We start from the raw sequence: 25,052 nt of genomic DNA, 5'->3' as shown, positions 1-25,052 counted from the left end.
CCTTACCCGGATATCTGCCGTTCATGGATTCGACAGGCTTTTTCGATATTTTTGTATCAGGATTTGTTTTTGTGCGCTCGACGTTTTTCCCGGTAGGCGTTGAGACCATCGTTGAAGCCCGGTGTTTGGAGGGCGGCGTCTTCGAGGGCCGCTTCCAGGTCGAGCGCCTCAGCGAGGGGTATGTCGAAGCCTTTTTGCATTGCTTCTCTGGCGAAGCGGACCGCGTCCGCCGATTTCTCGGAGATGAGGCGGGCTGTGTCCAGGGCGGCGGCCAATACCTCGCCGTCCGGGACAACCTTATTGACCAGGCCGATGCGCTCGGCCTCTGCGGCGTCGATGGCACGTCCGGTGAGGATCATCTCCACCGCCCGGCCGCCGCCGATGAGCCGCGGCAGGCGCTGGGTGCCGCCCCAACCCGGAATGAGCCCCAGGCCGATTTCGGGCAGGCCGAGCTTGGCCTGCGAGCCAGCGACGCGCAGGTCACAGGCTAAAGCCAGTTCCAACCCTCCGCCCAGGGCAAGACCGTTAATGGCGGCGATAAGGGGTTTGGAACAGGTTTGACCGCGCATGATGGTCGGCGGCAGGCTTTTAGTGCCATTTTCCTTCATCAAGGGCAGGGTTTCGCCGATGTCGGCGCCGGCGCAGAAGGCTTTGCCGGTGCCGGTGATGACGGCGACCCGGAGGCTGGGATCCGCCTCGAAGCGGGCGACGGCATCGGAAAGGGCGCGGAGGTGCGCCAGATCAAGGGCGTTATAAGCCTCGGGGCGGTTCAGGGTGATGACGGCAATGGCGCCGTCGGTGGTGAAATCTATCGTCATGTAATTCCGTTGAACGAGCGTTCAGACGGCGGCATTGTAACAGGCGAGGGATAGCGGGTCAAGGCAAGCTGCAGCCCTCACCTTAGTCCTTTCCCGCGAGGCCGCGGGAGAGGAGATATTACAGGCTGACAACTTTCGCCGCCCGAAGCATGGTGTCGGCGATGGTGAACATGTTGGAGACCTGCCCCACCGCAATTTTGTCAGCCAGTCCCAGCCGTGACAGGCAGGTGCCGCAGGCCAGCAGTTCGATGCCGGAGTCGGCAAGCTGCTTGAGTTCGCCCAAAACGTGGGAGCCTTGGGTCACCAGCTTAACGCCGTTGTTCATAAAAATGATGGTTTCGGGGCGGCCGGGCAGGGACTGGAGGGTGTTAAGGAAGCTCTGCATCAAGAGGCTGCCGAGTTCAGTATTCTCGCCGCGGCCGATGACGTCCGAACCGATGAAGATGACGATTCCCGTAGCATTCGCCGGTTCGGGTTTCGGAGTGGCGGCCGTTTTGGTCAGACGGACGTAGATACCGTCGGGTTTGATCTCCGCCGAGACGCCGCAGCCCTGGGTTTTACCGAACTTGACGACGTTATGCTGTGAACCGGCGTTATCTACAATGACGGTCACGTCATCCGATCGTTTGAGAGCCTCGGCGGCCAGCAGAACGGGCTGCGGGCAGGGCTTGGCGCGGGCGTCGATTACTTCGGGCATAATTTTCTATCTCCTGTTTTCGTATCGTCCTGGATCGTTTGGCTACGGCACCCTCACCCCTGGTCTCTCTCCCGTCGAGGGAGAGGGAGGTTGGAGAGAGGCGATTATGGCGGCGCCGAGGGCGGCGGTGGTTTGCGGCTCCTCCGGCACGGTGATTTTAAGGCTTAGTTTCTCCTCCAGCAACCTGACCAGGCAGGGATTCTTAGCGCCGCCGCCGGAGAATATTAGCCTGTCGGCCATGCCCACCCTTTTTGCCATCGAGCCGACACGGGAAGCGACGGCCTGGTGCAGGCCGAGGGCTATGGCGTGGGCGTCCTCCCCTTTGTTGATGAGCGATACGACCTCGGATTCGGCGAACACGGTACAGAGCGAGTTGAGGGTTACCGAGCGCTGGGCGTTGAGGGCGGTACGGGCGAAATCGTCGATCGAGAGTTCGAGAGCGCGGGCCATGATCTCCAAAAACTTGCCAGTGCCGGCGGCGCAGCGGTCGTTCATCTCGAACTTCTGGACCCCGTTTGGCGACAGCCGGATGACCTTGGAGTCCTGGCCGCCGATGTCGATGACGCTTGAGGCGTCCGGGTAGAGGAAACGGACAGCGGCCGCCTGCGCGGAGATCTCAGAAATGGTGGCGCCGGAAAGCCCCGGCGCCACCAAATCACGGCCGTAGCCGGTCACCATCAGTTTATCGAACGAGCGGCTGTCGAGCAGCCGGCGGCAGCGGTCGACGGGCTTCAGGCCGCTGTCGGCGACGGCGGAGTGGACAATGTGTCCATCGGCGAACAGCACCAGCTTGATGGTGCGGGACCCGACGTCAAGGCCGGCGGTGATCATCTAACACGACCTCGATTTCTGCATCCCGGCATTCTAGATCCCCCTTAGTCCCCATTTTCAAAAGGGAAGAAACACTACAACGTTTCCAGGAACGCGTCGATGCGGGTTTTAAGCTGGCCTGCGTCCTCGTCGGAGTAGTCGGTCTCGATGCGCAGCAGCGGGATGCCGGCCTTTTCCAGGGCTTTGTCCACCTGGATGGCTTCGTTGGCGTAGGTATGGCAGAACTGCAGGTTGTAGTGGATGACGCCGTCAGCCATGAGCGTCTTGGCCATGCCGATAATGTCGTCCAGGCGCTCGCAGTTGGGAGTGAAGCAGGCGCAGTTGGTTTTTAAGTAGCGGTCGGCCAGAGCGGTCACCATCTCGTCGAGGTCGGTAATGCCCTCGGGCGCCAGCTCGTTGAAGAATCGGCTGCCGGTGCAGGACTCCTCGCCGACGACCACCGCCCCGGCGCTCTCGATGATGTGGTGCAGCTTCCAGTTGGGGATGGCCATAGGCGATCCGGAGATGAGGATGCGCTTGGCGCCCTTGGGGAAGACGCCCTCGCCGTTTTTCACCCGTTCCTCTAGTTCCTCGTTCAGGGCTTTCATGATCTGGGTCTCGCGTTCGACGTCGTCGTACATCGATACCTGAGTGGCGAGGAGGGCGTCCTTGCCGGAGATGGGGGCGGGGTCGGCGGCGCGAAGCATCGACAAACGCTTGAACTCGCGGCGGCGGGCATTGACCTTCTTGATGGCCTCGCCGAGGTTTTCGGCGGTGATCCGGTTGCCGGTCAGTTCCTCGATCTTAGCTTTGAAGTCGCGGACTTCCTGCTGCCACAGGGCGCGGCCGGCTGGCCCGCGCTTGTTGGGCACTTCCATGACGTAGACCGGCTGGTGCTCGGCGAGAAGTTCAAACATTTTCTTCTTGCCGTCGCAGGTGGTCTCGCCGACGATGAGATGCGAAACCTGGACGTAGGGGCAGAGCCTGCCCAGCTTGAAGCCGAAGGAAGATTTAATGAGGGCGCAGGTGTTTCTGGGCAGCACTTCCTCGGCGGCGGGGATGGAGAAGGCAGTGCCGGCACACAGGCTGATGGGGATGGCGCCAGATGCCCAGCAGAACTCCTCCGGCACGAAAACGCAATAGGTGGCGACGACTTTGCCGCCGGATTTGGCGTGCTCCCGCAGTTCCTTGACCCTTATTCCGTGGATGTCGCCGACGACGAAGTCGTAGAAGCCCATGCCCTTTGGGCGGTTCTTCTGGCCGAGGTAAATTTCCTGGTAGATCGGTCCCAGGGCGTTCATTAACTGGCCGTGGGAGGCCAGGTCGATGCCCAGTTCAGACCACATCTGTTCGTTTTCGGTTAAAACCATGTCAAATCCTCTCAATGTTTTCTAACCTGGTAGATTGCCGCGGTTGGCCGTAACGGCAAACCAAACTCGCAAGGACAAACTCACATTCGAGGGACTGCGGCCGAAGATTCCAATCGCGGCTGAGAAGCCCGTAAAAAGAAAAACGGCGGATTTGCCTCCGCACGTCGTAATGCAACTGAGGAAGTGTCCGGCTAGTTAGCCAAAAACACCGACGGAATGGAGGCGTAAGCAGTCCCGGGCGCGGCACCCGCGCCGAAAAGGTTCCGTCAGGTGCGGCGGTGGAAGGGCGTCCTGGACATGCTTATCACCTCCTTTTAGCGGGGATTTTCAAATGATTACCGCCGAATTATACGCCGGCCGCCGCTCGAGGTCAAAAAGAACTAGGACTTTGGAACTAGTAAGAGCCTCGGATTGACAGGCTGAGGCGGCGGATTATAGAATGATTTCCCGGTTATCGCAATCTGTATGCCATCGTAGCTCAGCGGCAGAGCAGGGGACTCATAAGCCCTTGGTCGGTAGTTCAAATCTACCCGATGGCACCAATTACTTCTTTTCTCATCGCTCCTGACCAGCTCCTTTACAGCTGGCTGCGCCGGTTTTAACGACTTCCCAAAATGCTGTTATACAATGGGGTTAGTTCCCGAAAATGAAGGAGCAGAAGATGAACAGCAAGAAAATGATCCCGGCACTCCTGGTTCTGGTCATCATCGGCGCAATCGGGCTTTCTGCCTGCACCACCAACGGCGGCGGCACGACCACCAGCAACCCCCCGTTCACGACCGTGGCCAGCACGGCTCAGCTTTACGCTGACCAGTGCGCCTTCTGCCACGGGGCGAACCGCGAGGGCGGTCTGGGCCCGGATATCCGGCCGAACTCCGACACGATCAAGGCTTTCAGCAGCGCGCCGTCATTGTACGACCGCATCGCTGATCACTATCCCGCCCAGGACCTTGGACCGGATGCCCAGCGGCAGTTGGCGGCCTACCTGTTCCAGGAAACTCACTAGTCATCAGGATCGGAAAGCGGGAGGGGCGGATGTTCCCTCCCGCTTCAGTTAAACCGGGTTTCCTGAATCCGGCGGACAGGGACGTTCAATCAGTTCCCAGCGGACCATGCCGTCCTCAACCAGCTGCCGGATCTTCCGTTCCGATGGAGTGAGCTGGCAGTTGACGCCGCCTTTAACCTCGAGAATAACTACCTCTCTGGGGTCGCCGGCCGACAAGCCGGGAAAGACGACGAAGTCGATAGGGCTGCCGATGAAGCGGGCCTCGGTGGGGTCGTATTTGAACTCCGGCAGAAACGGCGCCATTTGTTCAGTGAATTTACCTCCCAGAACCGCCCGGCTCTGAGTTACCGCCTGTCTGGAGGCGCGGAGCACTTCCGACTTCCAGTAAGCCTGTTCCTGGACCTGCCACTCACGGAAGCGCGACTCAAATCGCCTCCGGATGACATAATAGTTTAGATAGATGACGGCAAAGGCACCGAGGACGGCGGCGGCAATGACCAGCGCCGTGTCCACTAGCTGCTCCCGGGCTTGATCAGCGGCAGCCCGGCCCGGCATAGCGGGCAAGCCTCAGGCTGGAACGCCGGCGTGGCGGCGCGGAGGCAGGAGTACAACTGGGTGCCGAAGTCCAGCGGGACTTCCGAGCGGTCAACCAGCACGCCGACGCCGACGATGTCACCCCGATGCTTCTTAACCGCCTCAAAGACCTCCCGGATGCTCTTGCCGGTGGTCAGGATGTCGTCGACAACCAGTATCTTCCGGCCGGGGGCGATCTTGAAGCCGCGGCGGAACTCCCGCTCGCCGGAAGGGACTTTTTCAGCGAAGGCCGCCGGTAAACCCATCTGGCGGGCGACCTCAAATGCCAGGATAATGCCGCCGGTGGTGGGTCCGACGACCAGTTCGATGCCCCGGCCCTTGAAGTGATCGGCGATCATACGGCACAGGGGTACGGCGGCCGCGGGATTTTCGATAATACGGAATTTCTCCCAGTAGACCGGCGAATGCAGGCCGGAAGTAAGCAAAAAGTGCCCCTTGAGCACGGCGCCGGAACTGATGAATAACTCTTCTACGTTTTCGATGGTTCGCTTCCTTTCAACCGGCGGGGGATGCACGCCAGCGGCAACAGCAGGGCAGCGGTCTCCGGGAAGCCGTAATTCGGGGCGCCGCCGAAGCTGCCGAGGGGCCAGAAAACGACCCAGGCTTTGCCGTGGACGTCGTCGCGGCTGACCGTCCAGCCCTGACGCGAGTCCAGGCTGACCGGCCGGTTGTCGCCGAGGACGAAATACTGGCCTTCGGGGATGGTGACGGCCGGGTAGCTGCGCTGGTCGCGGTTGACCAGATAAGGCTCTTCAATGGCGGTGCCGTCAATGTAAACGGTGCCGGAGACGATGTGCACCGTCTCGCCGGGCAGGCCGATGATGCGCTTGATGAACTCACGCCCGTCTTCGTAAGGCGAAGGGAAGACGATGATATCGCCGCGCTGGGGCTCGCCGAAAGCATAGCTGACTTTGCTGACCAGCAGCCGGTCCTCGTCCATCAGGTTCGGCTCCATTGAGGTGCCGTCAACAATGGAGTTCTGCAAGGTGAACTGGAAAAGAACGAAGATGATAAGCGCGCCGCCGAGGATGTAGGCGATTTCGATAACAGCGGCTTTGAGTGTTTTCAAAATGTCTCCTGAACCCGCACTATTATAACAGCCGAGGCCTACCGGTCAACAACCTCAGATGCCCTGAGCACGCGATCGTTGAAGCTGAGTATCACTTATCCTCACCGTTCGAGGATCGAGACCCGCCGCCCGGAATGCTCCGGAGGCCCGAGATGTCAAATCATTGAGGTCGGGGCTGAAGAAGAGGTGCGACCGGCAGCGGCAGTCGGAGCAGCCGAATCCGGATATGACCGCGGCATCGGCCAGACCGCCGGCGAGCAGGCACTCAAGATCGGCATCCGACTCGGCTGACAGCACATAACGGACAATGGCATGTTCAAGCAGGTAGTCAATGTGCCAGTGCCGTTTTTTGTCCGGCGACAGGTGGCGGGCGATCCGGGCTTCCAGGCTGTTCATGGCGGAGCCGACGTAGGCGTAAAAGCCTGGTTCCAGGGCGAAGGCGCGGCGACGGGCGCGGACGGCGGCGGACTGTGGAAGTTCCAGGAGGATGATGTAGAGTCCCTTCATTAAACCAATAGTATCAGGAGGCTGCCGAAAACGGTACTGCTAACCTTTGCACGGCGCTGCCGTTATACCTTATTGAAACCAGTGAAAACAGACAAGGAGAAAGAAAGATGAAAAAGGGAGCTATCATAGCTGTCTCGGCGATCATGGTGATCGCGCTCGGCATCGGGGCGATGGGCTTTACCGCGGCCCAGTCCGGCAATCTGATCAACACCACCCAGCAGGTGGGCATCTGGGTCAACGGCGAAGGCAAGGTTACCGTCACCCCGGACACCGCCAACCTGTCGCTCGGCGTTCAGGTTGAGGATGCCACCCTGGCGGCGGCCAACCAGAAAGCCGCCTCCGCTATGGATGCCCTGGTGGCCGCGCTCAAGGCGCAGGGCGTGGCTGAAAAGGACATCAAGACCCAGGGTTTCAACATCTACCCGGTTTACGATTATGACAAAGAGACCGGGCGCAGCACCATCCGCGCCTACCAGGTAACCAATACCGTAGAGGTCAAGGTGCGGGTGGTTGCCAACGCCGGCAAGGTCATTGACGCCGCGGTGGCGGCGGCCGGCAACGCGGTCAGGGTCAACACCATCTACTTCTCAGTCGACAATACCGCCGCGGCGATGGATCAGGCCCGCGAGTTGGCTCTTCTGGATGCCAAGGCGAAGGCGGAGCAGATCGCCAGAGTCACCGGCGTGTCCCTGGGTTCGGTCAGCTTCGTATCAGATTCAACCTACGGCGGCGGCCGGGTCACCCCGCCGATGGCCATTGATTCCAAGGCCGGCGCTGAGAGTTCAGTCACCCCTGTCCTGGCCGGAGAGAGCGAGATCGTGGTCACCGTGCAGGTCATCTACAACATCAATTAGCGCCTCCTCCCTTCAGGCAGAGGGCGGCCCTTCATCCGAGGGGCCGCCCTCTCTTTTTGCGACTTCACCCCTCGACGAAGGGTTCAGAAACGGTCGGTTGCTTTCGGGGTTTTTCGGCTCGATGTCCTTGACACTTCACGGCCGGGGCGAATAGAATAATTCCCATCAACAGCGACGACATACCGGCCGGCTGACCGGGGAGAACGGAGGGGAAGTCCCGCGGGACTTCCTTTTGCTTTTCTGCCCAATGGACATTAAAACAAGGTGATACAGGCGCTCTTTCTCGGCGGGGCAGGGCTCATGCTGCTGGCGGCGGCGGCGGGCGTCATCGGCGGCGGGGACTCCGGCGCCGGGCGGCGGAAGGCAGCGCTGGCGCTGGTCATCGCCGGCACGGTCGCCTGGATGGCGGCCTCGGCGGGTGTCCTGGCCGACGGCGCCGCGGTTGATTTCACCCTCTACCGCCTGGCGCCGGATCTGGCTTTCGCTTTCCACCTGGACCGGCTGTCGGCTTTCTTCTGCTTGATCATTGCCGCGGTGGCTTTGTGCACCGCCGTTTATTCCCTGAAGTACATCGAGCACGGCGCCGGCGGCCGCCAGCGGGATTTTTTAACCGCCGCCATGGCGGTGTTCATCCTTTCGATGGGGCTGGTCGCGGCTTCGGCTAACTTCTTCGCCCTCATTTTTTTCTGGGAAATGATGTCTCTATCTTCGCTCCTCCTCGTCCTCTACGAGCGCGACCGAGCCGAGACGGCCAAAGCCGGGGTCTATTATCTGGTGATGACCCAGTTTTCGACGCTCTTTCTGCTCCTGGGCGCTCTCCTGCTGCATCGATATACGGGAACCTTCAACATCGGCGCCGCCGACCTTTCTCCAGCCGCCGCCGGACTCATCTTCGGCGCCTTTTTCATCGGCTTCGGTACCAAAGCCGGGGTCATGCCCTTCCACAAATGGCTGCCTTTCGCCCACGCCGCGGCGCCTTCGAATATATCGGCGCTGATGTCCGGGGTGATGATAAAGGTGGCGGTCTACGGCCTGGTTCGGATACTCCTGGACGTGCTCTCGCCCGAACTGTGGTGGGGTACGGTGCTGCTGGTCTTCGGCATCGTGTCGGCGGTTCTGGGAGTCATCTATGCTCTGAAAGAGCACGACCTCAAAAAGCTGCTGGCCTACCACTCCATCGAGAACATCGGCATCATTGTCATCGGGCTGGGGCTATACGTCATCTTCAGCCACTACTCGCTTGCCGCCCTGGCTGACCTTTCGCTTTTCGGGGCATTATTCCACACCCTGAACCACGCCGTCTTCAAGAGCCTGCTGTTCATGACCGCCGGTTCGGTGGTGGCCGCCACCCACAGCCGCAACATCGAAGAAATGGGCGGGCTGGTGAAGCGGATGCCGGCCACAGCGGTCATCTTCCTTATCGGCGCCGCCGCCATCTCCGCCCTGCCGCCTTTAAACGGCTTCGCTTCCGAAGTGATGCTATTCCAGGCTTATCTGGGGGCTTTCCAGGTGCCCAGCCCGCTGACGGCGGTGCTTTTATTCACCGCCCTGGCCGCCTTTGCCCTGATGAGCGCCCTGGCCGCCGCCTGTTTCGTGAAAGCTTTCGGCGCCGTATTTCTGGCGCTGCCGCGGTCCAAAGAAGCGGAGCAAGCCGTCGAGGCGCCCCGGGCGATGCTCATCGGCCCGGGGATACTGGCCGCCGCCTGCGTGGTCCTGGGTATCTTCAGCGCCCAGATATTCAGAGCCGCCGGCTTCGACCTGCCGCTGATCGACCTGCTGCCGGTGACCGCCGTCACCGGCGCGATCTTCGGCCTGGCGGTCTTCCTGGTGCGGCGTTCCGGGTCGAGAGTGCGCCTCTCTGAGACCTGGGGCTGCGGCATCCACCGTCAGAACAGCAAGATGGAATATACCGCCTCCGGCTTTTCCGAGCCGATCGTCACCATATTCAGCCCGATCTTCAGAACCAGAAAGTCGCTGCGCCGGGAGTATGCCGACAGGGACAAATCCATCGTCACCGGGGGTTCGGGCGAGATCCACACGCTGCAGTTCTTCGAAGAGCGCATTTATCTACCGGCTGCCAGGCTGGTCCAGCGGTTGTCCGGATTTGTTTCCCGGCTGCATAACGTAGACCTTGACGCCTTCGTCCTCTATGCTTTCGTGGTCATTGTCATCCTGCTGCTGGCGGTAGGGAGGTGGCTGTAATGGCGGAATACCTGCTGTATGCCGTCCTGAATATCGGCTTCATCACCGCCATTTCTCCCCTGCTGCTCGGGGCGATCAAGAAGGTCAAGGCGCTGAGCCAGGGGCGCGTCGGCCCGCCGCTGCTCCAGGGCTACTACAACCTGGCCAAACTTCTGAAGAAAGAAATCATCTACTCCCAGAACACTTCATTCATCATGCGCCTGGCGCCGTACCTCAATATCGGTTTCCTGCTGGCGGCGGCGGCGATGGTGCCGGTGGTGTTCCTGCCGTCCGCTGAGGGCGCCCCGGGCAACGTCATCCTGTTTTTATATCTTCTGGTCTCGGCCAAATTCTTCATGGCGCTGGCCGGCCTCGACGCCGGCTCCACCTTCGGGGGCATGGGTTCATCACGCGAGATGAGCCTTTCGGCCATTATCGAGCCGGTGACCATCACTTCTGCGGCAGCCCTGGCGTTTGTACTCAAAACGACCGACATTCCCGAGATGTTCGCCGCTGTTCTGGGCGCCTCGCTGGCGCAGTACCCGACGCTTATCCTTATCGGCATGTCCCTGTTCATCGTTCTCATCGTCGAGACGGCGCGGATCCCGGTGGACAACCCCGAGACTCACTTGGAGCTGACGATGATCCATGAAGCGATGCTCCTGGAACAGACCGGACCGAAATTGGCTTTGATGGAACTTTCCTACGGCGTCAAGCAAACGGTGCTGATGGCTATCCTGATCAATATTATTTTCCCCTGGGGCCTGGCAGCCGAGGCGACCTTGCCGGCCATCGCCGTTTCAATGCTTAGTTTCGGACTTAAAGCCCTGGCGCTGGCGGCGGTCATCGGCGTTTTCGAGTCGCTAATGGCTAAGATCCGCTTATTCCGGCTGCCCAGCTTCTTCATGCTGGCGTTGTTTTTCTCTTTTGTGACTATCGTCTTCGAGCTTTTAGCATGAACGAACTCATCATCGGCGACGACTTTATAAAAATACTGCTGGTGCTGGTGCTGGGCTCGGCCGCTCTGATCATCACCCAGCGTTCTTTAGTCTCGCTGTTTTCAATCTACGCCGCCCAGTCGGCTATTCTGGCGGCGGTAGCGCTGGCGCTCTTTACCCGGGAGGGTACAGCCAGCCTGCTGTTCATGGCGGTACTTACCGTCGCCTCGAAGGTGATAATTATTCCCTTTTTCCTGAGGCGGCTGCTGGCGGTCATGCCGATCAAGCGCGACCTGGAGTTTCATTACCTGACGCCCATCGGATCGATTATCCTTTCGACCGGGCTTTTCTTCGTGGTCTATCAGGCGTTCAGCGCCCTTTCGCCGGCGCTTGAGGTATCCCGCCTGTTCATCCTGGGCGCGGTTATCGGTGTGTCGCTGGCGCTCATGGGCATGATGGTGATCATGAGCCGGCGCAAGGTGATCACCAAGATTATCGGCTACCTGTCGATGGAAAACGGCGTGCTGCTGTTTTCCATGTTCATCGCCGAAATGCCCTTTATCATCGAAGTTCTTATCATCATTGACCTGTTGATGATCATCGTCCTTTCGGCGGTGCTGGCTTTCGGCATCGACTCATCCGTCGAGGCTTTCCACAAGCGCCTGAACCAGCTGGGTCTGGACTTCGAAGACTGATGGACAGCTTGATTATATTCGGCTATGCCGTCCCGGCGGTGATCGCCGCCGCCGCGGCCTTCTTGATCGGCCGGTTTCAGCCCGGAGGCGACGGCCGGCGGCTCAACAGCCTGATCCTCGGCGAAGCGGTGATTTATCTCGGGTTATCAATCTGGCTGGCGGCTTCCGGCTTGCCGCGCTTCTTCATGGATAACGGCTATCTTATGGCCGATACCCTGGGCGCTTACGAGGCGGTCATTACTTCGGCGCTGTTTTTACTGGCCTCAACATACGCCCGGGGTTATGTCGGCTCGCTTCTGGAGCGGGGTGAGATCGAGCGCTCCCTGCTGGGTCTGTTCTACGGGGCTTTCGCTTTATTGCCGCTGGTCATTGTCATGGGTTTTCTGTCCAATAACCTGGCGCTGCTGTGGATCTTTGCCGAGCTGTCCACCCTCTTTTCGGTGGTGCTGGTGGTAACCCTGAAAGCTCGGGAAAACATCACCGCGGCGCTGAAATATGTCTTCGTCACGTCCACGGCGATGCTGTTCGCCTTCGTGGGCATCATCATCCTGTTCGCCCTGTCCAGGGAGGTCGTCCCCGGCGGCACGCTCAACTGGACTGACCTTATGGACGCCGCGGCCTCCATCGAACCCCGGATGTACACCTTCGCCTTCGTTTTTCTGTTTATCGGTTTCGGGGCCAAGGCGGCTATCGCGCCGTTCCATACCTGGCTGCCGACGGTCTATGTCCGGGCGCCTTCAGTGGTCGCCGTGGTTTCCGGCGCTGTTTTAAACCTGGGGCTGTACGCCATCCTCCGGCTGCTGGCCCTGGGCCACCGGGCCGGCGACGAAGCCTTTCTTAATCCATTTCTGGTAGCCTTCGGCACCGCCAGCCTGTTCCTGGCCGCCCTGGCTCTCATTTCCCGGACGAATACCAAGAAACTGATTGCCTTCTCCGGCATAGAGCAGTCAGGCCTGATCCTGCTGGCTTTCGGCCTCGGGTCGCCGGCAGCCCTTTTCTGGGCCTTGTTCCACAAGGCGGGCAACGCCCTGGTCAAGGCGCTGCTCTTTTTCTCCGCCGGCATTTTCCACCGGCAGTACGGTTCCAACAAGTTTTTTGCCATTAAGGATCCATTCAGGCTGCAGCCGCTGGCGGCCTGGGGACTGGTCATCGGTTCGGCGGCGGCCATCGGCGCGCCGCTCACCCCAGTGTTCCTGGCCAAATTCAACATCCTGGTCGCTGCGGCGACTCAGGCGCTGCCGCTGTTCGTTGCCGTCCTGGCGGCGTTCCTGCTGGCGGCGGCGGGTTTTGGCTTCTACCTGATCAGGGCTTTCACCCAGGGCGGCGATGCCGGGATGGAACGCTATGACACACCCGCGGCGATGCGGCTGCCGATAGCCGCCTCTCTGGTACTGCTGGTGGCGCTGGGGGTGTGGCTGCCCGGCTGGCTGGGTGATGCCTTGAAGGTAATTATCGCCGATCTGGGCTTCCAGGGGTAATATGGCAGAACTGATGACAATCATTGAAAGCCACCTTGTCGCCAAAGGCTTCGACGGGCGAAGCCGCACCGGGGTAGACGGCACGGGATACCTTTCGATCAGCGTCGTAGCCCTGGTCGAGGCGGCCGAGGAACTGAAAAGGCAGCCCGGCGTGGTCCTTGTCGGGCTGTGGGCGGCCGAGGCTTTCGGGGCTCCGGGTTTCACCCTTTTCTACGCCTTTGAGCAGCGGGGCGCCCCGGCGTTATTCATCCTGGAGGTGCGGCTGCCCGGCAACCGCGGTATGTCCATCGCCAGCGAATTCCCTGTTGCCAGCTACTACCAGCGGGAGGTGTCAGACGGCTTCGGCATCGAGTTCGACGGCGCCTTCGACCGCCGCCGGCTGTTCCTGCACGAGGTTTATCCCGACGGCTGCCACCCGCTGCGGAAATCGTTCGATGGTGGCAAGGTCGTCCCGGCCAGGATCACCCCGGAGCGCGAATACGCCTTCAGGGAGTTCGGGGGTGAGGGCATCTACCAGATACCGGTCGGGCCGGTGCACGCCGGCATCATCGAGCCGGGACATTTCCGGTTCAGCGTCATCGGCGAGACCATATTCAACCTGGAGACGCGCCACTTCTGGAAGCACCGCGGCCTTGAGAAACTTGCCGAAGGCCGGGAGGCCAATGCGGCGGTGCAGCTGGCGGAGTGCGTCTCCGGCGACGAGAGCGCAGCCAACGCCTGCGGCCTGGCTATGGCCATCGAACGCGTCGCTGGCACCGTTGTACCCCGGCGCGCCTGGGAGCTACGGACGGCGGCTCTTGAACTGGAGCGCATCTACAGCCACCTGGGCGACCTGGCCGGTATGGTAGTGGACGTAGCTTATCCGACCGGCGCGGCCCCATTTTTCATCCTTCGGGAGGAGATACTGCGCTGGAACGCCGAACTCACTGGATCGCGCTTTCTTAAAGGATTTATCGTCCCGGGCGGGGTGAGCCGCGATATCCCGATGGACTTCCTCGAAGACCTCCACGAATACGCCGAGTGCTTCCTGTCGCGTTTCGACGCCGCGCTCGACGACATTTACAACTCCGCTTGGGTCATCGACCGGCTGGAGACGACCGGGATAGTCAAGCCGGAACTGATAGCCCCGTTGAACCTGACCGGGCCGGTGGCCCGGGCTTCCGGTGCCCGCATCGACAACCGGATTGACCACCCCTACGGACTGTATTCGGAGCTGAAGCCGGAAATCCAGACCGACGAGGCGGGGGATGTGCTGGGGCGTTTCCAGGTCAAGGCCGGCGAGATCGAGGAGTCCCTGCGGCTCATCCGCGATGCGGTGAACCTGGAGGAGACCGGCCCGGTGCGGGCTGAATGCCGTCCCGGCAGCGGTTACGCCGCCGCGGCGGTCGAAGCGGCCAGAGGCCAGAACCTGCACTGGGTCTTTTTCAAAAACGGCCGGTTGGACCGGTGGAAGGCGCGCACCGCTTCATTCAGCAACTGGCTGGCGATGGAGCATGCGGTCATCGGCAACATCGTGCCGGACTTTCCGCTGATCAACAAGAGCATGAATCTGTCATACGCCGGGAACGATCTATGAGCCTTTCGCAAATTATCGGCAACATCCTGGGACCTAAACGCGCGGCGGCGCTGGTGTTCAATGAGTCGGAGTTCGAAAAAATCGGACTCGAGCTGAAGGGGGAGATCGACCGGGTCTTCGGCAGAAGCCTGGCAATCAGGGAACTGGATACCGGGTCGGACAATGCCGCCGAAATCGAGTTGAACAATTTAGGCACACCGTATTACGACGTCGAAAGGTTCGGCGTCTGTTTTGTCGCCTCGCCGCGCCACGCCGATGTCATCATCGTCACCGGGGCTGTTACCCTGAACATAGCCGAAGCGGCGCGCAAGACCTATGAGGCCATGCCCCAGCCGGGCTGGGTTATCGCCGTCGGCGACGACGCCTGCGGCACCGGATTGGTCAGAGATTCATATGCCGTACTGGGGGCAGCCGACAAAATCCTTCCGGTGGATTTCAAAATCCCAGGCAATCCGCCGACACCGACCGACATTATCCGAGGCCTGCTGGCGTTTATGCGAGCCATCAAAAAGCGCTCACTCTGAATTGGTGAATTTCCGGGTGAAATTACGTAGAAATACCTATTTATTTTGTCTTCCAGCAGATGTATAAAATTACGAGAAATCCGATGAACGACAGCCATCCGGTAAAAAGTATCGCCACCGCGGTGAGCGAAAGGCGCAGCCAGCCTGCCTCCGAGCTTCAGGCGTATTCCAATTTCACCCTAACATTGCCGGTTGCCGGCGGTTTCCAAATACCGCTGCCTGGCATAGATTCCAACACCCTGGCGCAAGCAGAAATCGAAAGAGCCGACGAGTGGCATTACTACCTGGGCTCCAGGTAAAACGAGAACACATCCATCTCAATATAATCCATGTGAGGAAGTCCCTTTGCCCAAATCGAGGAGGGAAAGCGAAAAAATCGCCACCTTCGCCGACCCGGACGGCAACTATTTTCAGCTGATGTCTCCGTGGGACATGGAAAAGGACAAATAGCGCCCGGAATTTCGTTGCAGGAAGGAGTCCTTGGATGAGGTACGTAGACGGATTTGTTATTGTAGTCCCCGAAGGGAAACTACCGGCTTACCGGAAAATGGCCGAGGAAGCCGGCAAGGTCTGGAAGAAATACGGCGCGCTGGAATATGTGGAAACTATCGGTGATGACCTTAACCCGAAACTACCCGAGGGTACGCCGCCCGAGATGGTTGGAATCACTTTTCCTAAGATGGCAGGGGCCAAACCTGGAGACACAGTGGTCTTTTCCTACATCGTTTTCAAATCCAGGCAGGACCGCGACGAGGTCAACGCCAAGGTCATGAAGGACCCATTTATGAACGCACCAGAACAGCAGCAGATGCCTTACGACATGAAAAGGGCGGCCTATGGCGGATTCCGGGTTATCGTCGAGGCGTAATTTTAGTCCTTAGAGGGAAGCTGAATGCAGAAAATAACTCCCAACCTGTGGTTCGATAATAATGCCGAGGAGGCCGCAGCCTTCTACACATCGGTCTTCGGAAACTCCAGTGCCGGCGCCCTTACTCGCTACGGAGCAGAAGGGGCTAAGGTCTCGGGAATGGCAGAAGGCTCGGTGATGACAGTCGAGTTCCAGATCGAGGGATTCAAATTCATCGCCTTAAACGGCGGCCCGATATTCAAATTCACCCCGGCGGTGTCGTTCTTCCTGAATTTCGATCCGTCCAGAGATCCCGAAGCCAGGCAGCGTCTGGATACTTTGTGGGAGAAACTCTCGACCGGCGGCTCGGCGCTCATGTCCCTTGGCAAGTATCCGTTCTCCGAACGTTACGGCTGGATACAGGATAAGTTCGGCGTCTCCTGGCAGCTCATCATGTCCAATCCCGGCGGGGAAGAACGGCCTTTCATTGTGCCTTCACTCTTGTTCGTGGGCGAAGTCGCCGGCCGGGCGGAAGAGGCTATCGAATTGTACTGCTCGGTATTTCCCGATTCCAGGCGAGGGACCACCGCCCGCTACGGCGAAGGCCAGGAGCCGGACAAACAAGGCACGATCATGTTTGCCGACTTCATGATCTTGAACCAATGGTTCGCCGCCATGGACAGCGCCGGACCGCATCAATTCACCTTCAACGAAGCAATTTCACTCATGGTGGAATGCAAGGACCAAGCGGAGATCGACCGCTATTGGGATAGGTTGATTGAAGACGGCGAGGAACAACCCTGTGGCTGGCTCAAAGACAGATTCGGCGTATCCTGGCAGATTGTCCCATCCGGGATGAAAGATGTTTTGCAGGATCCTGACCTTGTGAAGCGGGAGCGGGTGATGAAAGCCTTCTTTCAGATGAAGAAGATAGACGTCGCGGCGCTCAAGGCGGCGGCAGGCAAGTAGCTGCGGCCTGCAGGTTCATGGTTCGACAGGCTCACCACGAACGGTTACGCATTAGCTACAGAATAATAGTCCGGTTGCCGTGGACGAAGACCCGGCGGGCGATATAGAGTTTCACGCCGTCACATAATACCCGCTTTTCAATGTCGCGGCCCTTGATGATGAGGTCATCGACAGTGTCCTGGTGGGAAATCGGCAGCGTCGCCTGGTGGATGATGGGGCCCTTGTCCAGGTCGGCGGTGGCAAAATGCGCCGTGGCGCCGATGACCTTCACTCCCCGCTCGAAAGCGCGATGATAAGGCCTGGCTCCCTCGAAAGCCGGCAGGAACGAGTGGTGAATGTTGATGACGCGGTTCTGGTAGCGCGACAGGAAATCCTCGCTTAAGACCTGCATGTAGCGGGCCATGACGACGAAATCGATGGCGAATTCGCCGAGGATGTCCATCTGCCGCCGCTCGTCTTGAGCCTTGGTGTCGGCGGTCACCGGTACCACTCGATAAGGGATATCGAAGAAATCGGCGACGGGCTTCAGGTCTTCGTGGTTGCTGATGACAACCGGGATGTCGCAGCGCAGTTCCCCGGCCCGATGGCGGAGCAGCAGGTCCCACAGACAGTGGTCGTATCTGGAGACGAAGACGGCCATCCGCGGCCTGATATCGGAAAAGAATAATTCCCACTTCCCGCTGAAGCTGCCGGCGGCGGCGAGGACCTCGAGGGTTGCGGCGATATCCTTACGCTCGATAGAGAAATCCTGGACGTCCCATTCAACGCGCATGAAAAAGGTGTTTGATGCGCGGTCGACGAACTCATCCAGGGTGATGATGTTGCCGCCGCGCTCGGAGATGAATCCGGACACCGCGGCGATGATCCCCTTTTTGTCCTGACAGGTGACCTTGAGTATAGCTGATGTCATGTTAAGTCCATCGTGCACGGCAGGACACGGAGCGCCGTGCCCTACAGAAGTCCCATCCGCTGTTTGACCTCGACCATGGTCACTTTGGCGATGGCCTGGGCTTTTTCGGCGCCTTCTTGAATCACCCGGTTGATATAGCCCTGGTCCTTGGCGATCTCGGCGCGGCGGGCGCGCAACGGCGCCAGATATTCATTGATAGCATTTCCGAGTTCTTTTTTGCACTCGACGCAGCCGCGCGAGGCAGTGCGGCAGCCCTGGGCGATCTCATCCACGGCGGACGGCGTAAAGGTCTTATGCAGCTTATAGATGTTGCAGACCTCGGGGTGTCCGGGATCGGCGCGTCTCATCCGGGCCGGATCGGTGACGGCGCTCATCACCTTTTTCATCGTCTCCTCGGGTGTAGCCGCCAGCTCGATGTGGTTGTTCAAGGACTTGCTCATTTTATCGCGGCCATCCAGGCCGACCACCATCGGCACGCTGGTCAGGCGGCCTTTGGGCTCAGGGAAGGTTTCGCCGAAGATGTCGTTGAAGCGCCGGACGATCTCCCGCGCCAGCTCGAGGTGCGGCAGCTGGTCCTCGCCGACGGGCACGACCTCGGCCTTATAGAGGACGATATCGGCGGTCATCAGCACCGGGTAGCCGACCAGGCCGTAGTTGACGTTCTGCGGCTGCTGCTTGACCTTTTCTTTAAAGGTCGGGACGCGCAACAGCCATGAAAGTGGCGTCGCCATGCCCAGCAGGGTGAACAGTTCGGTTACCTCCGGCACGTGGGACTGGACGAATAGAGTGCATTTTGAAGGGTCGAGGCCGGCGGCCAGGAGGTCTATCATCTGCTCCCGGATGTTGTCTTTGAGCAGGTGAGTATCCTCCAGCGTGGTCAGGGCATGGATGTCCACCACGCAGTAAACGCATTCAAACTCGTCCTGCATGGCTACGTAGTTCTGCACCGCGCCGAGATAGTTGCCCAGGTGGATGCGGCCGGTGGGCCGGATACCGGAAAAGACGCGCTTTTTCATCGGGAATGAGTCTCCTTAACGAGAGGTCATTGTAACACAGGGCCAAAAAGCCCTCAAACCTGGAAATTGACGTTACGTCACTGATTGACAGTTACGTTAAATTATATTAAACTCCGCACCGGACAAGGAGATCGTATGACGGAACTGTATCAGATAGGGGACCTGGCGAAAAGGGCAGCCGTTTCAACCAGAACCATCCGTTTTTACGAAGAAAAGGGGCTTCTGGGCGCGCCGGCCAGGACCTCCGGCGGGATGCGACTCTATGACGAGCGGGACGTCAACCGCGTGAAGATCATCCGGCGCCTGCACCATGTCGGGCTGGGACTTGAAGATATCAAGAGATTGCTCGGGGTGTCTGAAGACGCGTCTCGGGCGGAAAGAGTGGAAAAGACTTTATCAGTCCTGAACATTGAGGCGGAACGCAGCCGGCAGAAAATAGCCCAGCTTCAGGCTGAATGCCTGGAACGGGAAGAAGCCATCAGCATGGTGTCGAAATGCCGCGAGTGCGCCGTAGAATCCTGCCCGATCCACTGCCCGCCGCAGCATCACGTGATCTGAATTTATCGAAAGGGGAAGCATCAAAATGAGTAAAGTCCTGATTTCCTTCCAATCTTTCACCGGCAACTGCAAAGCCCTGGCTGAAGCGGCGGCCAGGGGAGTCGCCGAGGCCGGCGGTCAGGCTGATGTCAAGAATGTCGCTGAGACGACCGCGCCGGACCTGGCCGGACACGACGCCTTCATCCTGGTGACGCCCCAGCCTTTCCAGTCACTGGCCGGGGAGACTAAAACAATGTTCGAGAGACTGTGGCCGGAGAGAGCCAAGATACAGCCCGGCCTGCCTTTCGCCGCGGTCATCTGTCACGGAACGGACGCCGCCGGGAGCGCCGTTGCTCTGGATATGTTCACCAAGTATTTCGGATGGAAGAAAGCCGGCGATTGGCTGCTGGCCAGCATGACTTCTTCCGATAGACAGGAACGCGCCCGGCAACTCGGAATCGCGGTGGCTCAGGGCGGGTGAGCCGGATTCGGTATCAAGAACCGAGGCAAAGCCGTTTTTCAGGTTTCCTAGCAATTACCGGGGAGCCGGTTTTTCCAACCGGCGTACCACGGCATCGATAGTCTCAGGCGCGGTCGAGGCGCCGGCGGTGACGCCGATAAGGTCTTTGCCCGCAAGCCAACCCGAATTGATCTCGGCGGCGGTCTCTATCAGGTGGGTCTCGGTGTGCGGCGAGCACAGGTCCACCAGATGGCGGGTGTTGGCCGAGTGGTGCCCGCCGATGACCAGCATCAGGTCAGCCCGGCGCGCAAGGTCTAGGGCGGCGGCCTGGCGCTGCCGGATGTCGTGGCAGACGGTGTCCACCAGCCGGAGTTCAGCGTCTTTAACCAGTGCCCGTTCCGTAATCGTCTTAACGAAGTCGATGAACCGCGCCGGCACCTGGGTGGTCTGGGACAGGAGGCCGATGTGCCGCGGCAGCTCGATTTTATCGAGGTCGCCAGCCGACAGGGTGGCGATGCCCTTGCCTTCGGCCCAGCCCAGGATACCCTTTACCTCCGGGTGGTTGACATCTCCGTAGATAACGGTAAAGAAACCAGCCTCCGACAGGCGGCGGGCTGCCGTCTGGGCGCGCTGCACGAAGGGGCAGGTGGTGTCGACGATGCCGATGCCTCTAGATTTAATGGCGGACAACACTTTCGGCCCGACTCCGTGGGAACTGATAACGACGGTATCGCCGGCGATCTCGGCGACGTCTTTGACGACACGGACTCCCAGACCGTTTAGACGGGACATGACCTGCTGGTTATGGACTAAGGCTCCAAGGGTTTCCACGCCGCCTTTTTGACGGGCGACGTCCTCCAGGATCGCCAGGGCACGCTTGACGCCGAAGCAGAAACCCAGGCCTTCGGCGCGTTCAATCCTCATTGCCGGACGTTACCGTAAACTCCGCGGTATGACGGCGGTAAAAGTTCGGCGACGGCCTCCATGATCCGGTCCCCGTGACCGCCGAGATCGTCTTTTTCAATCTGCACATCCGCTTCGGTGAGCCGGAAAGACCGGCCGAAAGCAATGGTCACCGTGCGTGTTTTTAAAAACCACCAGCGGCCGCTGACCGTTTCCGTCCCGGTGATGGCAGCCGGAACAATGGGCACTCCGAACGAGGCGGCGAGGTAAGCGGCGCCGGGCTGGGCGCTGGAAAGCCGGCCGTCGGGATTGCGCTTGCCTTCCGGAAAGATAATCAGGGCGCCGCCATGGTCGAGGACCTGACGCGCCAGCTTAATGCTGCCGCCGGAAACCCCGGCCCGGTTGAGAGGAATAGCCCCCGAGCCTCTGAGGACGCGGCCGAAAAACTTGTTGTGAAAAAGTTCTTTTTTTGCCAAGAAAAAGACGGGGTTGCGCGGCACCTGCAGCCCTAAAAGAGGCGGGTCAGCAGAATTGATATGATTGGCGCAGACGATAACCGGCCCGGTTTTGGGGAAGTATTCCCTGCCGGTCACTTTAACTCTGGTCAGTAAGAAAGCGGTCCGGGCGGTCAGGCGCACCAGCGGGTAGAACCAGGCGGTCTTCATGTCGTTAAATTATAGCGTTTAAGATCACTGGCGAACAAACGCTGAATCCAGGGATTGGATGACAGGGAACTTGAAAGGGTCTGACGGGCGGGTCAGTAGCGGACAGAGAAATCGGTAAAGTCGCCTGAAGGCTTGATCCACTGGGTATCCACCGAGTTGACGGCGGCATGGGGTGGCCCCGACATCAGTTGCTCAATAAAGTGCAGGATGTCCGGGCGCTGGCCCTCGGCTATCACCTGGACGGTGCCGTCTTCCAGATTCCTGACACAACCGACCAGATGGTGTTCCTCAGCCTGACGGCGGGTGAAATCCCGGAAGTTCACGCCCTGCACCCGTCCGCCGAAAATCAGGCGCACTGCCGCTTCTTTGGATGCGGATAACGGCCGATTGATGGTTATTCGCCCTTGAGTTTCTTGCCTTTTTTGATGACTTCAACCGGCGGCGGCGGAGGGGTGAACTGGCTGCTGACGACCGGTTTGGAGGCGTCCTTCCTGACTTTTTTCTGTTCGCGGCCGCCTTTATCTCTCTGTCCCATGGCGTTTGCCTCGTATAATGGTTTATTTCGAATCCAAGTTTAACAAAGGACCGCCGGGGTGTAAAGAATTTTCCAGCGCCGCAATCGCCTGGCGGGCGGCGTGGGCTTCAGCTTCTTTTTTGCTGCGGCCCCGGCCGGAACCCAGATATGAAGATTTAACCCGGACCTCGGCGTTGAACGCCGATTCGTCGCCATCGGAAACATCAACGACTGTGTAAGCCGGGGTCGCCTGAAACCTGGCTTGAATAATCTCCTGCAGCCTGCTTTTTGAGTCGGCGACGCTCGCCAGCGTCTCGATGCGCTCGAGTTCTCCGGCAAACAGACGATGGATGAAACGGGCGGCGCGGTCACAACCCTGGTCAAGGTATACCGCCGCAATTACCGCTTCCAAAGCCCGCGACAGGTTGGCCGGCTTGGCGCGGCCGCCGCTTTGCTCCTCGCCGCGGCCCAGATAAAGGAAAGCGCCCAGGTCCAGCGAGACCGCCAGGCGGGTCAGGGTTTCCCGCCGCACCAGGAGAGAGCGGAACCGGGTGAGTTCGCCTTCATCGGCATTCGGGAAATCAAGGTAAAGCTTTTCGGCGATGTACAGGCCAAGCACGGCATCGCCCAGGAATTCCAGGCGTTCGTTGGAAACCAGTCCCGAGCCGGGGCGTTCATTGATGAAGGAGCTGTGGATCAAGGCCAGTTCCAGAAGTGCCGGATCTTTGAATTTGATGCCAAGGGTGGATTGAACTTGTTCCAGGTCGGCCATTCAACTAGGATAGACGGGCGACCGGCGGTTGTCAATTGAAAATGGTATTAATTCTTTAGGTCTAAAACCCTTGACGATAACGGCTGATGCGGGTATTATATAGGCATTAACGTCTCGGAGGCGGACCTTGCGAAGCTTGATTGATAACCTGGTAGCGCTTGCCGTCATAGCCGGTATGGCTTTCGTGGCCTTCGGCATCTCCTATGTCCTGTTCTGGGGTTTCATGAATCATAACCCCGCCTAAAGGCATCAATCTAATCGGGTCTACACCACCGGTTGACCGTATGGGCGGTTGCGGTGGTGTAGCTATTTGGGCTATAATCTCCTCCGCTCGTCACGGAACCGCTGGGGATTCGTCTAGCGGTAGGACAGCAGACTCTGGATCTGCTTGGCCAGGTTCGAATCCTGGATCCCCAGCCAGTTTTCAGGGCGCATTCGTCTAGCGGCCTAGGACGCTGCCCTCTCAAGGCAGAGATCACGGGTTCGAATCCCGTATGCGCTACCAATATAGCCAAGACAAGATCCTGTATCCAACCGGTTCTTTTTCTTCCTCCGACAGAAGCCGCTATTCAGACCGCGTTTCAACTTGCGCATCGAACTGGACCTTCGGTTTACTCCCCTTAACGCTTAAGATTTATTGATACAGCCGCCGCCGCTGTATTATTGTCTTGAGGAGGGCTCACATGGAATACGGATATAAAAGACGAGTGACGGGTGCATTTGACGATGTCGTCTCTAAAGTCAGGGCGGAACTTAAGAAGGAAGGCTTTGGGGTTATAACTGAGATCGATGTAAAAAAAACGGTTAAAGAAAAACTGGGGACTGATTTCGATAACTATATCATCCTGGGCGCCTGCAATCCGCCGTTCGCCCACAAAGCGCTCCTGGCCGAGCGTGACATAGGGTTGTTCATGCCGTGCAACGTCATCGTCTACGAGGGCGGCGGGGCGGTTTTTGTGTCGGCCATCCGGCCAACCCTGGCCATGAGCATGACCGGGAATCCGGCGTTGAAACCGCTGGCCGATGAGGTCGAGACCAGGTTGCAGCGTGCGGTGGCCAGCATTTGAACAGCCCTTCATCAATTGCTCGGGCTTCCTTTGTTGAGTTATAATTACGGCTTACACGCCAGCGTAGCTCAGTGGTAGAGCAGCGGTTTCGTAAACCGCTGGCCGGAGGTTCGAATCCTCTCGCTGGCTCCACCGATTCGGAGGTCGCGTGAGTATCTTTAAAGCTATTCTGGGTATCTGTGAAACCAAACCCCTGGCCGTGGCGGCCTGGGAGAAAAGCGACGGTAAGGTCTGGATAGATCTGAAGGCGGCGCCGCAGCTAGCGATTAAAGGCGGGGGAGTCTATTTGAGAGGCAAGGGACTGGCTAAACCGTTCCTGGTGGTCCGCGGAGACGATGACAAGCTTTACGCTTACGAAAACAGCTGCACTCACGGCCACCGCAAGATAGACCCGGTACCCGGGGAAGGCAAACTCAAGTGCTGCAGCGTCAACCATTCCACGTTCAGCTATGAAGGCAAGCCGTTATCCGGCCCGGCCAAACATGATATCAAGCGCTACCAAGTTAAAGAGAACGGCGGCCGGCTTGAGATTAAAATCGTATAGGATTTGATGATGGCAAACCGATTCAGCGAACAACTCGACAAGATCGTCCGCGGCAGCAAACCGCAGATGGGTTTCGGCAAGTACGCCCAGGCCGCCAAACCACGCCTGTTCATCATGGCTGAGGCCTCGGGCATGGTCAAGGGCACTGAACTCCCCGGTGCCGACGCTGTGGTGGTGGCGGCTCCCTGCCGCTGCGAAACCGAGAAATCGGGCATGCTGCGAGGTTGCGCCGTCGGCCGGGAAACCGAGCATAGCGGCTGCGATTTCATCGTTCTCGATCTCGACGGGTCAATCATCGACACCGCTGACGATATGGCGCGCCTTTTCCGGATCTGCGGCGACCTCTCCGACGGCCAGCTGCGAGCGCTGGGCGGCCTTGACGCCGCGGCTTTCATAGCCGAAGCCGAGCTTGGCGAGAGTCTGGTCTACCGCGATCTTCTCTTCGTCCAGCGCCTGACAGACCTGTGCGGCAAGCCGCTTCTGCTACGGTTACCGGTAATCTATAATAAGGCCAAACTCCAGGCGCTGTGGGACCGCGGCATCACCGGCATCGTCGTTGACGCCAACAAGATCGATACCGCCGCCCTCAGGAATGTTGTCGACGAACTTGAGCCAAAAAAGCGGGGCAGGGAGCGGGCGGCGGCTATCGTGTCCAGCCCGCCGGCTACCGCGGCCGAGTCAACTGAAGCCGAACCGGATTTAGATCCCGACGAAGCCGAATAATTTGCCCG

At 59.3% G+C, this 25,052-nt stretch carries 31 protein-coding genes and 4 tRNA genes; 20 read left to right on the top strand and 15 right to left on the bottom strand.

The window, feature by feature from the left end:
- Positions 1 to 56: 56 nt before the first annotated feature.
- The 4 genes from ABV300_RS08895 to ABV300_RS08880 all read right to left on the bottom strand — a co-directional run bounded on the left by ABV300_RS08895 (position 57) and on the right by ABV300_RS08880 (position 3,695).
- A complete protein-coding gene (locus tag ABV300_RS08895) occupies positions 57 to 818 on the bottom strand; it encodes an enoyl-CoA hydratase/isomerase family protein (protein WP_353714492.1) in 762 nt (253 codons plus the stop codon).
- Between the two features lie 118 nt (positions 819 to 936).
- Positions 937 to 1,515 (bottom strand): sulfurtransferase-like selenium metabolism protein YedF, encoded by a 579-nt coding sequence (yedF, locus tag ABV300_RS08890; RefSeq protein ID WP_353714491.1) that lies wholly within the window; start codon positions 1,513 to 1,515, stop codon positions 937 to 939.
- A 42-nt stretch (positions 1,516 to 1,557) separates the two neighbouring features.
- Positions 1,558 to 2,346 (bottom strand): acyl-CoA dehydratase activase, encoded by a 789-nt coding sequence (locus ABV300_RS08885; RefSeq protein ID WP_353714490.1) that lies wholly within the window; start codon positions 2,344 to 2,346, stop codon positions 1,558 to 1,560.
- A 74-nt stretch (positions 2,347 to 2,420) separates the two neighbouring features.
- A complete protein-coding gene (locus tag ABV300_RS08880; RefSeq protein ID WP_353714489.1) occupies positions 2,421 to 3,695 on the bottom strand; it encodes a double-cubane-cluster-containing anaerobic reductase in 1,275 nt (424 codons plus the stop codon).
- A 467-nt stretch (positions 3,696 to 4,162) separates the two neighbouring features.
- On the opposite strand from ABV300_RS08880, the gene ABV300_RS08875 reads away from it, so the two are divergent.
- Together ABV300_RS08875 and ABV300_RS08870 are read left to right on the top strand one after the other, a co-directional pair.
- Positions 4,163 to 4,237 (top strand) — tRNA-Met (locus tag ABV300_RS08875).
- Positions 4,238 to 4,356: 119 nt separating this feature from the next.
- A complete protein-coding gene (locus ABV300_RS08870) occupies positions 4,357 to 4,701 on the top strand; it encodes a cytochrome c (RefSeq protein ID WP_353714488.1) in 345 nt (114 codons plus the stop codon).
- Positions 4,702 to 4,749: 48 nt separating this feature from the next.
- Here the strand turns inward: ABV300_RS08870 and ABV300_RS08865 are convergent, their stop codons facing one another.
- Genes ABV300_RS08865 through ABV300_RS08850 form a run of 4 tightly spaced genes read right to left on the bottom strand, consistent with a single transcriptional unit; the run spans position 4,750 to position 6,871 of the window.
- Positions 4,750 to 5,256, bottom strand: a complete 507-nt coding sequence (locus tag ABV300_RS08865) for a Holliday junction resolvase-like protein (RefSeq protein WP_353714487.1) — start codon at positions 5,254 to 5,256, stop codon at positions 4,750 to 4,752.
- A complete protein-coding gene (gene pyrE / locus ABV300_RS08860; protein WP_353715390.1) occupies positions 5,214 to 5,777 on the bottom strand; it encodes an orotate phosphoribosyltransferase in 564 nt (187 codons plus the stop codon). Before pyrE ends, ABV300_RS08865 begins: the two co-directional genes overlap by 43 nt.
- On the bottom strand, positions 5,765 to 6,364 hold the full coding sequence (gene lepB, locus ABV300_RS08855) for a signal peptidase I (RefSeq protein ID WP_353714486.1): 600 nt from the start codon (positions 6,362 to 6,364) through the stop codon (positions 5,765 to 5,767). Before lepB ends, pyrE begins: the two co-directional genes overlap by 13 nt.
- A gap of 54 nt (positions 6,365 to 6,418) precedes the next feature.
- Positions 6,419 to 6,871 carry a DUF123 domain-containing protein gene (locus ABV300_RS08850; RefSeq protein WP_353714485.1) on the bottom strand — a complete coding sequence of 151 codons (453 nt, stop codon included), beginning with the start codon at positions 6,869 to 6,871 and terminating at the stop codon, positions 6,419 to 6,421.
- Between the two features lie 107 nt (positions 6,872 to 6,978).
- Here ABV300_RS08850 and ABV300_RS08845 point away from each other — a divergent pair, with 107 nt between their 5' ends.
- The 10 genes from ABV300_RS08845 to ABV300_RS08800 all read left to right on the top strand — a co-directional run bounded on the left by ABV300_RS08845 (position 6,979) and on the right by ABV300_RS08800 (position 16,933).
- Positions 6,979 to 7,725, top strand: a complete 747-nt coding sequence (locus ABV300_RS08845) for an SIMPL domain-containing protein (RefSeq protein WP_353714484.1) — start codon at positions 6,979 to 6,981, stop codon at positions 7,723 to 7,725.
- A 264-nt stretch (positions 7,726 to 7,989) separates the two neighbouring features.
- Positions 7,990 to 9,927 (top strand): proton-conducting transporter membrane subunit, encoded by a 1,938-nt coding sequence (locus ABV300_RS08840; protein WP_353714483.1) that lies wholly within the window; start codon positions 7,990 to 7,992, stop codon positions 9,925 to 9,927.
- Entirely contained in the window at positions 9,927 to 10,865 is a 939-nt protein-coding gene (locus tag ABV300_RS08835) for an NADH-quinone oxidoreductase subunit H (RefSeq protein ID WP_353714482.1), read from the top strand. Before ABV300_RS08840 ends, ABV300_RS08835 begins: the two co-directional genes overlap by 1 nt.
- Positions 10,862 to 11,539, top strand: coding sequence for a hydrogenase subunit (locus ABV300_RS08830; RefSeq protein WP_353714481.1), 678 nt, complete (start codon positions 10,862 to 10,864; stop codon positions 11,537 to 11,539). The genes ABV300_RS08835 and ABV300_RS08830 overlap by 4 nt, the downstream gene beginning before the upstream one ends.
- Positions 11,539 to 13,017 (top strand): proton-conducting transporter membrane subunit, encoded by a 1,479-nt coding sequence (locus tag ABV300_RS08825; protein ID WP_353714480.1) that lies wholly within the window; start codon positions 11,539 to 11,541, stop codon positions 13,015 to 13,017. Before ABV300_RS08830 ends, ABV300_RS08825 begins: the two co-directional genes overlap by 1 nt.
- Before the next feature lies 1 nt (position 13,018).
- Entirely contained in the window at positions 13,019 to 14,593 is a 1,575-nt protein-coding gene (locus tag ABV300_RS08820) for an NADH-quinone oxidoreductase subunit C (RefSeq protein WP_353714479.1), read from the top strand.
- On the top strand, positions 14,590 to 15,117 hold the full coding sequence (gene nuoB / locus ABV300_RS08815) for an NADH-quinone oxidoreductase subunit NuoB (protein WP_353714478.1): 528 nt from the start codon (positions 14,590 to 14,592) through the stop codon (positions 15,115 to 15,117). Before ABV300_RS08820 ends, nuoB begins: the two co-directional genes overlap by 4 nt.
- An 83-nt stretch (positions 15,118 to 15,200) precedes the next feature.
- Complete coding sequence (locus ABV300_RS08810; RefSeq protein WP_353714477.1) at positions 15,201 to 15,416, top strand: hypothetical protein; 216 nt, start codon at positions 15,201 to 15,203, stop codon at positions 15,414 to 15,416.
- A gap of 185 nt (positions 15,417 to 15,601) precedes the next feature.
- Positions 15,602 to 15,985, top strand: a complete 384-nt coding sequence (locus ABV300_RS08805) for a DUF1428 domain-containing protein (protein ID WP_353714476.1) — start codon at positions 15,602 to 15,604, stop codon at positions 15,983 to 15,985.
- Positions 15,986 to 16,009: 24 nt separating this feature from the next.
- Positions 16,010 to 16,933: a VOC family protein gene (locus ABV300_RS08800; protein ID WP_353714475.1), complete on the top strand. Its 924-nt coding sequence runs from the start codon at positions 16,010 to 16,012 to the stop codon at positions 16,931 to 16,933.
- 55 nt (positions 16,934 to 16,988) lie between these two features.
- On the opposite strand, the gene purU is transcribed toward ABV300_RS08800, so the two are convergent.
- Both purU and trpS read right to left on the bottom strand, forming a co-directional pair.
- Positions 16,989 to 17,843, bottom strand: a complete 855-nt coding sequence (purU, locus tag ABV300_RS08795; protein ID WP_353714474.1) for a formyltetrahydrofolate deformylase — start codon at positions 17,841 to 17,843, stop codon at positions 16,989 to 16,991.
- A gap of 41 nt (positions 17,844 to 17,884) precedes the next feature.
- Entirely contained in the window at positions 17,885 to 18,859 is a 975-nt protein-coding gene (trpS, locus tag ABV300_RS08790) for a tryptophan--tRNA ligase (RefSeq protein ID WP_353714473.1), read from the bottom strand.
- Positions 18,860 to 18,994: 135 nt separating this feature from the next.
- Here trpS and ABV300_RS08785 point away from each other — a divergent pair, with 135 nt between their 5' ends.
- Together ABV300_RS08785 and ABV300_RS08780 are read left to right on the top strand one after the other, a co-directional pair.
- Positions 18,995 to 19,417, top strand: coding sequence for a MerR family transcriptional regulator (locus ABV300_RS08785; RefSeq protein ID WP_353714472.1), 423 nt, complete (start codon positions 18,995 to 18,997; stop codon positions 19,415 to 19,417).
- Positions 19,418 to 19,442: 25 nt separating this feature from the next.
- Positions 19,443 to 19,877, top strand: coding sequence for a flavodoxin (locus tag ABV300_RS08780; RefSeq protein WP_353714471.1), 435 nt, complete (start codon positions 19,443 to 19,445; stop codon positions 19,875 to 19,877).
- 54 nt (positions 19,878 to 19,931) lie between these two features.
- On the opposite strand, the gene ispH is transcribed toward ABV300_RS08780, so the two are convergent.
- From ispH to rnc, 5 genes are all read right to left on the bottom strand, one after another.
- Positions 19,932 to 20,780 (bottom strand): 4-hydroxy-3-methylbut-2-enyl diphosphate reductase, encoded by an 849-nt coding sequence (ispH, locus tag ABV300_RS08775; protein ID WP_353714470.1) that lies wholly within the window; start codon positions 20,778 to 20,780, stop codon positions 19,932 to 19,934.
- Positions 20,777 to 21,424 (bottom strand): lysophospholipid acyltransferase family protein, encoded by a 648-nt coding sequence (locus ABV300_RS08770; protein ID WP_353714469.1) that lies wholly within the window; start codon positions 21,422 to 21,424, stop codon positions 20,777 to 20,779. Before ABV300_RS08770 ends, ispH begins: the two co-directional genes overlap by 4 nt.
- A gap of 92 nt (positions 21,425 to 21,516) precedes the next feature.
- Complete coding sequence (locus tag ABV300_RS08765) at positions 21,517 to 21,780, bottom strand: acylphosphatase (protein ID WP_353714468.1); 264 nt, start codon at positions 21,778 to 21,780, stop codon at positions 21,517 to 21,519.
- 38 nt (positions 21,781 to 21,818) lie between these two features.
- A complete protein-coding gene (locus tag ABV300_RS08760) occupies positions 21,819 to 21,959 on the bottom strand; it encodes a hypothetical protein (RefSeq protein WP_165802727.1) in 141 nt (46 codons plus the stop codon).
- A 22-nt stretch (positions 21,960 to 21,981) separates the two neighbouring features.
- Positions 21,982 to 22,710: a ribonuclease III gene (rnc, locus tag ABV300_RS08755; RefSeq protein ID WP_353714467.1), complete on the bottom strand. Its 729-nt coding sequence runs from the start codon at positions 22,708 to 22,710 to the stop codon at positions 21,982 to 21,984.
- A 346-nt stretch (positions 22,711 to 23,056) separates the two neighbouring features.
- Here rnc and ABV300_RS08750 point away from each other — a divergent pair.
- The 6 genes from ABV300_RS08750 to ABV300_RS08725 all read left to right on the top strand — a co-directional run bounded on the left by ABV300_RS08750 (position 23,057) and on the right by ABV300_RS08725 (position 25,044).
- Positions 23,057 to 23,130: transfer RNA gene (locus ABV300_RS08750), tRNA-Gln, on the top strand.
- An 8-nt stretch (positions 23,131 to 23,138) separates the two neighbouring features.
- Positions 23,139 to 23,215 (top strand) — tRNA-Glu (locus ABV300_RS08745).
- Positions 23,216 to 23,393: 178 nt separating this feature from the next.
- Positions 23,394 to 23,777, top strand: coding sequence for a DUF302 domain-containing protein (locus ABV300_RS08740; protein WP_353714466.1), 384 nt, complete (start codon positions 23,394 to 23,396; stop codon positions 23,775 to 23,777).
- Between the two features lie 57 nt (positions 23,778 to 23,834).
- A tRNA-Thr gene (locus ABV300_RS08735) sits at positions 23,835 to 23,909 on the top strand.
- 16 nt (positions 23,910 to 23,925) lie between these two features.
- Positions 23,926 to 24,321, top strand: coding sequence for a Rieske 2Fe-2S domain-containing protein (locus tag ABV300_RS08730; RefSeq protein ID WP_353714465.1), 396 nt, complete (start codon positions 23,926 to 23,928; stop codon positions 24,319 to 24,321).
- 6 nt (positions 24,322 to 24,327) lie between these two features.
- Complete coding sequence (locus ABV300_RS08725; RefSeq protein ID WP_353714464.1) at positions 24,328 to 25,044, top strand: hypothetical protein; 717 nt, start codon at positions 24,328 to 24,330, stop codon at positions 25,042 to 25,044.
- Positions 25,045 to 25,052: the final 8 nt, after the last annotated feature.

Origin of the sequence: Dehalogenimonas sp. 4OHTPN (assembly GCF_040448695.1) — a bacterium.
Classification (GTDB): domain Bacteria; phylum Chloroflexota; class Dehalococcoidia; order Dehalococcoidales; family Dehalococcoidaceae; genus Dehalogenimonas.
Note: the sequence above shows the minus strand (reverse complement) of the source record. Positions and strands in the feature narration are given on the sequence as shown.

Coding starts and splice junctions, on each gene's coding strand:
- ABV300_RS08895 (WP_353714492.1), bottom strand. CDS start 818: ATGACGATAGATTTCACCACCGACGGCGCCATTGCCGTCATCACCCTG.
- yedF (WP_353714491.1), bottom strand. CDS start 1,515: ATGCCCGAAGTAATCGACGCCCGCGCCAAGCCCTGCCCGCAGCCCGTT.
- ABV300_RS08885 (WP_353714490.1), bottom strand. CDS start 2,346: ATGATCACCGCCGGCCTTGACGTCGGGTCCCGCACCATCAAGCTGGTG.
- ABV300_RS08880 (WP_353714489.1), bottom strand. CDS start 3,695: ATGGTTTTAACCGAAAACGAACAGATGTGGTCTGAACTGGGCATCGAC.
- ABV300_RS08870 (WP_353714488.1), top strand. CDS start 4,357: ATGAACAGCAAGAAAATGATCCCGGCACTCCTGGTTCTGGTCATCATC.
- ABV300_RS08865 (WP_353714487.1), bottom strand. CDS start 5,256: ATGCCGGGCCGGGCTGCCGCTGATCAAGCCCGGGAGCAGCTAGTGGAC.
- ABV300_RS08850 (WP_353714485.1), bottom strand. CDS start 6,871: ATGAAGGGACTCTACATCATCCTCCTGGAACTTCCACAGTCCGCCGCC.
- ABV300_RS08845 (WP_353714484.1), top strand. CDS start 6,979: ATGAAAAAGGGAGCTATCATAGCTGTCTCGGCGATCATGGTGATCGCG.
- ABV300_RS08835 (WP_353714482.1), top strand. CDS start 9,927: ATGGCGGAATACCTGCTGTATGCCGTCCTGAATATCGGCTTCATCACC.
- ABV300_RS08830 (WP_353714481.1), top strand. CDS start 10,862: ATGAACGAACTCATCATCGGCGACGACTTTATAAAAATACTGCTGGTG.
- ABV300_RS08825 (WP_353714480.1), top strand. CDS start 11,539: ATGGACAGCTTGATTATATTCGGCTATGCCGTCCCGGCGGTGATCGCC.
- ABV300_RS08820 (WP_353714479.1), top strand. CDS start 13,019: ATGGCAGAACTGATGACAATCATTGAAAGCCACCTTGTCGCCAAAGGC.
- nuoB (WP_353714478.1), top strand. CDS start 14,590: ATGAGCCTTTCGCAAATTATCGGCAACATCCTGGGACCTAAACGCGCG.
- ABV300_RS08810 (WP_353714477.1), top strand. CDS start 15,201: ATGAACGACAGCCATCCGGTAAAAAGTATCGCCACCGCGGTGAGCGAA.
- ABV300_RS08805 (WP_353714476.1), top strand. CDS start 15,602: ATGAGGTACGTAGACGGATTTGTTATTGTAGTCCCCGAAGGGAAACTA.
- ABV300_RS08800 (WP_353714475.1), top strand. CDS start 16,010: ATGCAGAAAATAACTCCCAACCTGTGGTTCGATAATAATGCCGAGGAG.
- purU (WP_353714474.1), bottom strand. CDS start 17,843: ATGACATCAGCTATACTCAAGGTCACCTGTCAGGACAAAAAGGGGATC.
- trpS (WP_353714473.1), bottom strand. CDS start 18,859: ATGAAAAAGCGCGTCTTTTCCGGTATCCGGCCCACCGGCCGCATCCAC.
- ABV300_RS08785 (WP_353714472.1), top strand. CDS start 18,995: ATGACGGAACTGTATCAGATAGGGGACCTGGCGAAAAGGGCAGCCGTT.
- ABV300_RS08780 (WP_353714471.1), top strand. CDS start 19,443: ATGAGTAAAGTCCTGATTTCCTTCCAATCTTTCACCGGCAACTGCAAA.
- ispH (WP_353714470.1), bottom strand. CDS start 20,780: ATGAGGATTGAACGCGCCGAAGGCCTGGGTTTCTGCTTCGGCGTCAAG.
- ABV300_RS08770 (WP_353714469.1), bottom strand. CDS start 21,424: ATGAAGACCGCCTGGTTCTACCCGCTGGTGCGCCTGACCGCCCGGACC.
- ABV300_RS08760 (WP_165802727.1), bottom strand. CDS start 21,959: ATGGGACAGAGAGATAAAGGCGGCCGCGAACAGAAAAAAGTCAGGAAG.
- rnc (WP_353714467.1), bottom strand. CDS start 22,710: ATGGCCGACCTGGAACAAGTTCAATCCACCCTTGGCATCAAATTCAAA.
- ABV300_RS08740 (WP_353714466.1), top strand. CDS start 23,394: ATGGAATACGGATATAAAAGACGAGTGACGGGTGCATTTGACGATGTC.
- ABV300_RS08725 (WP_353714464.1), top strand. CDS start 24,328: ATGATGGCAAACCGATTCAGCGAACAACTCGACAAGATCGTCCGCGGC.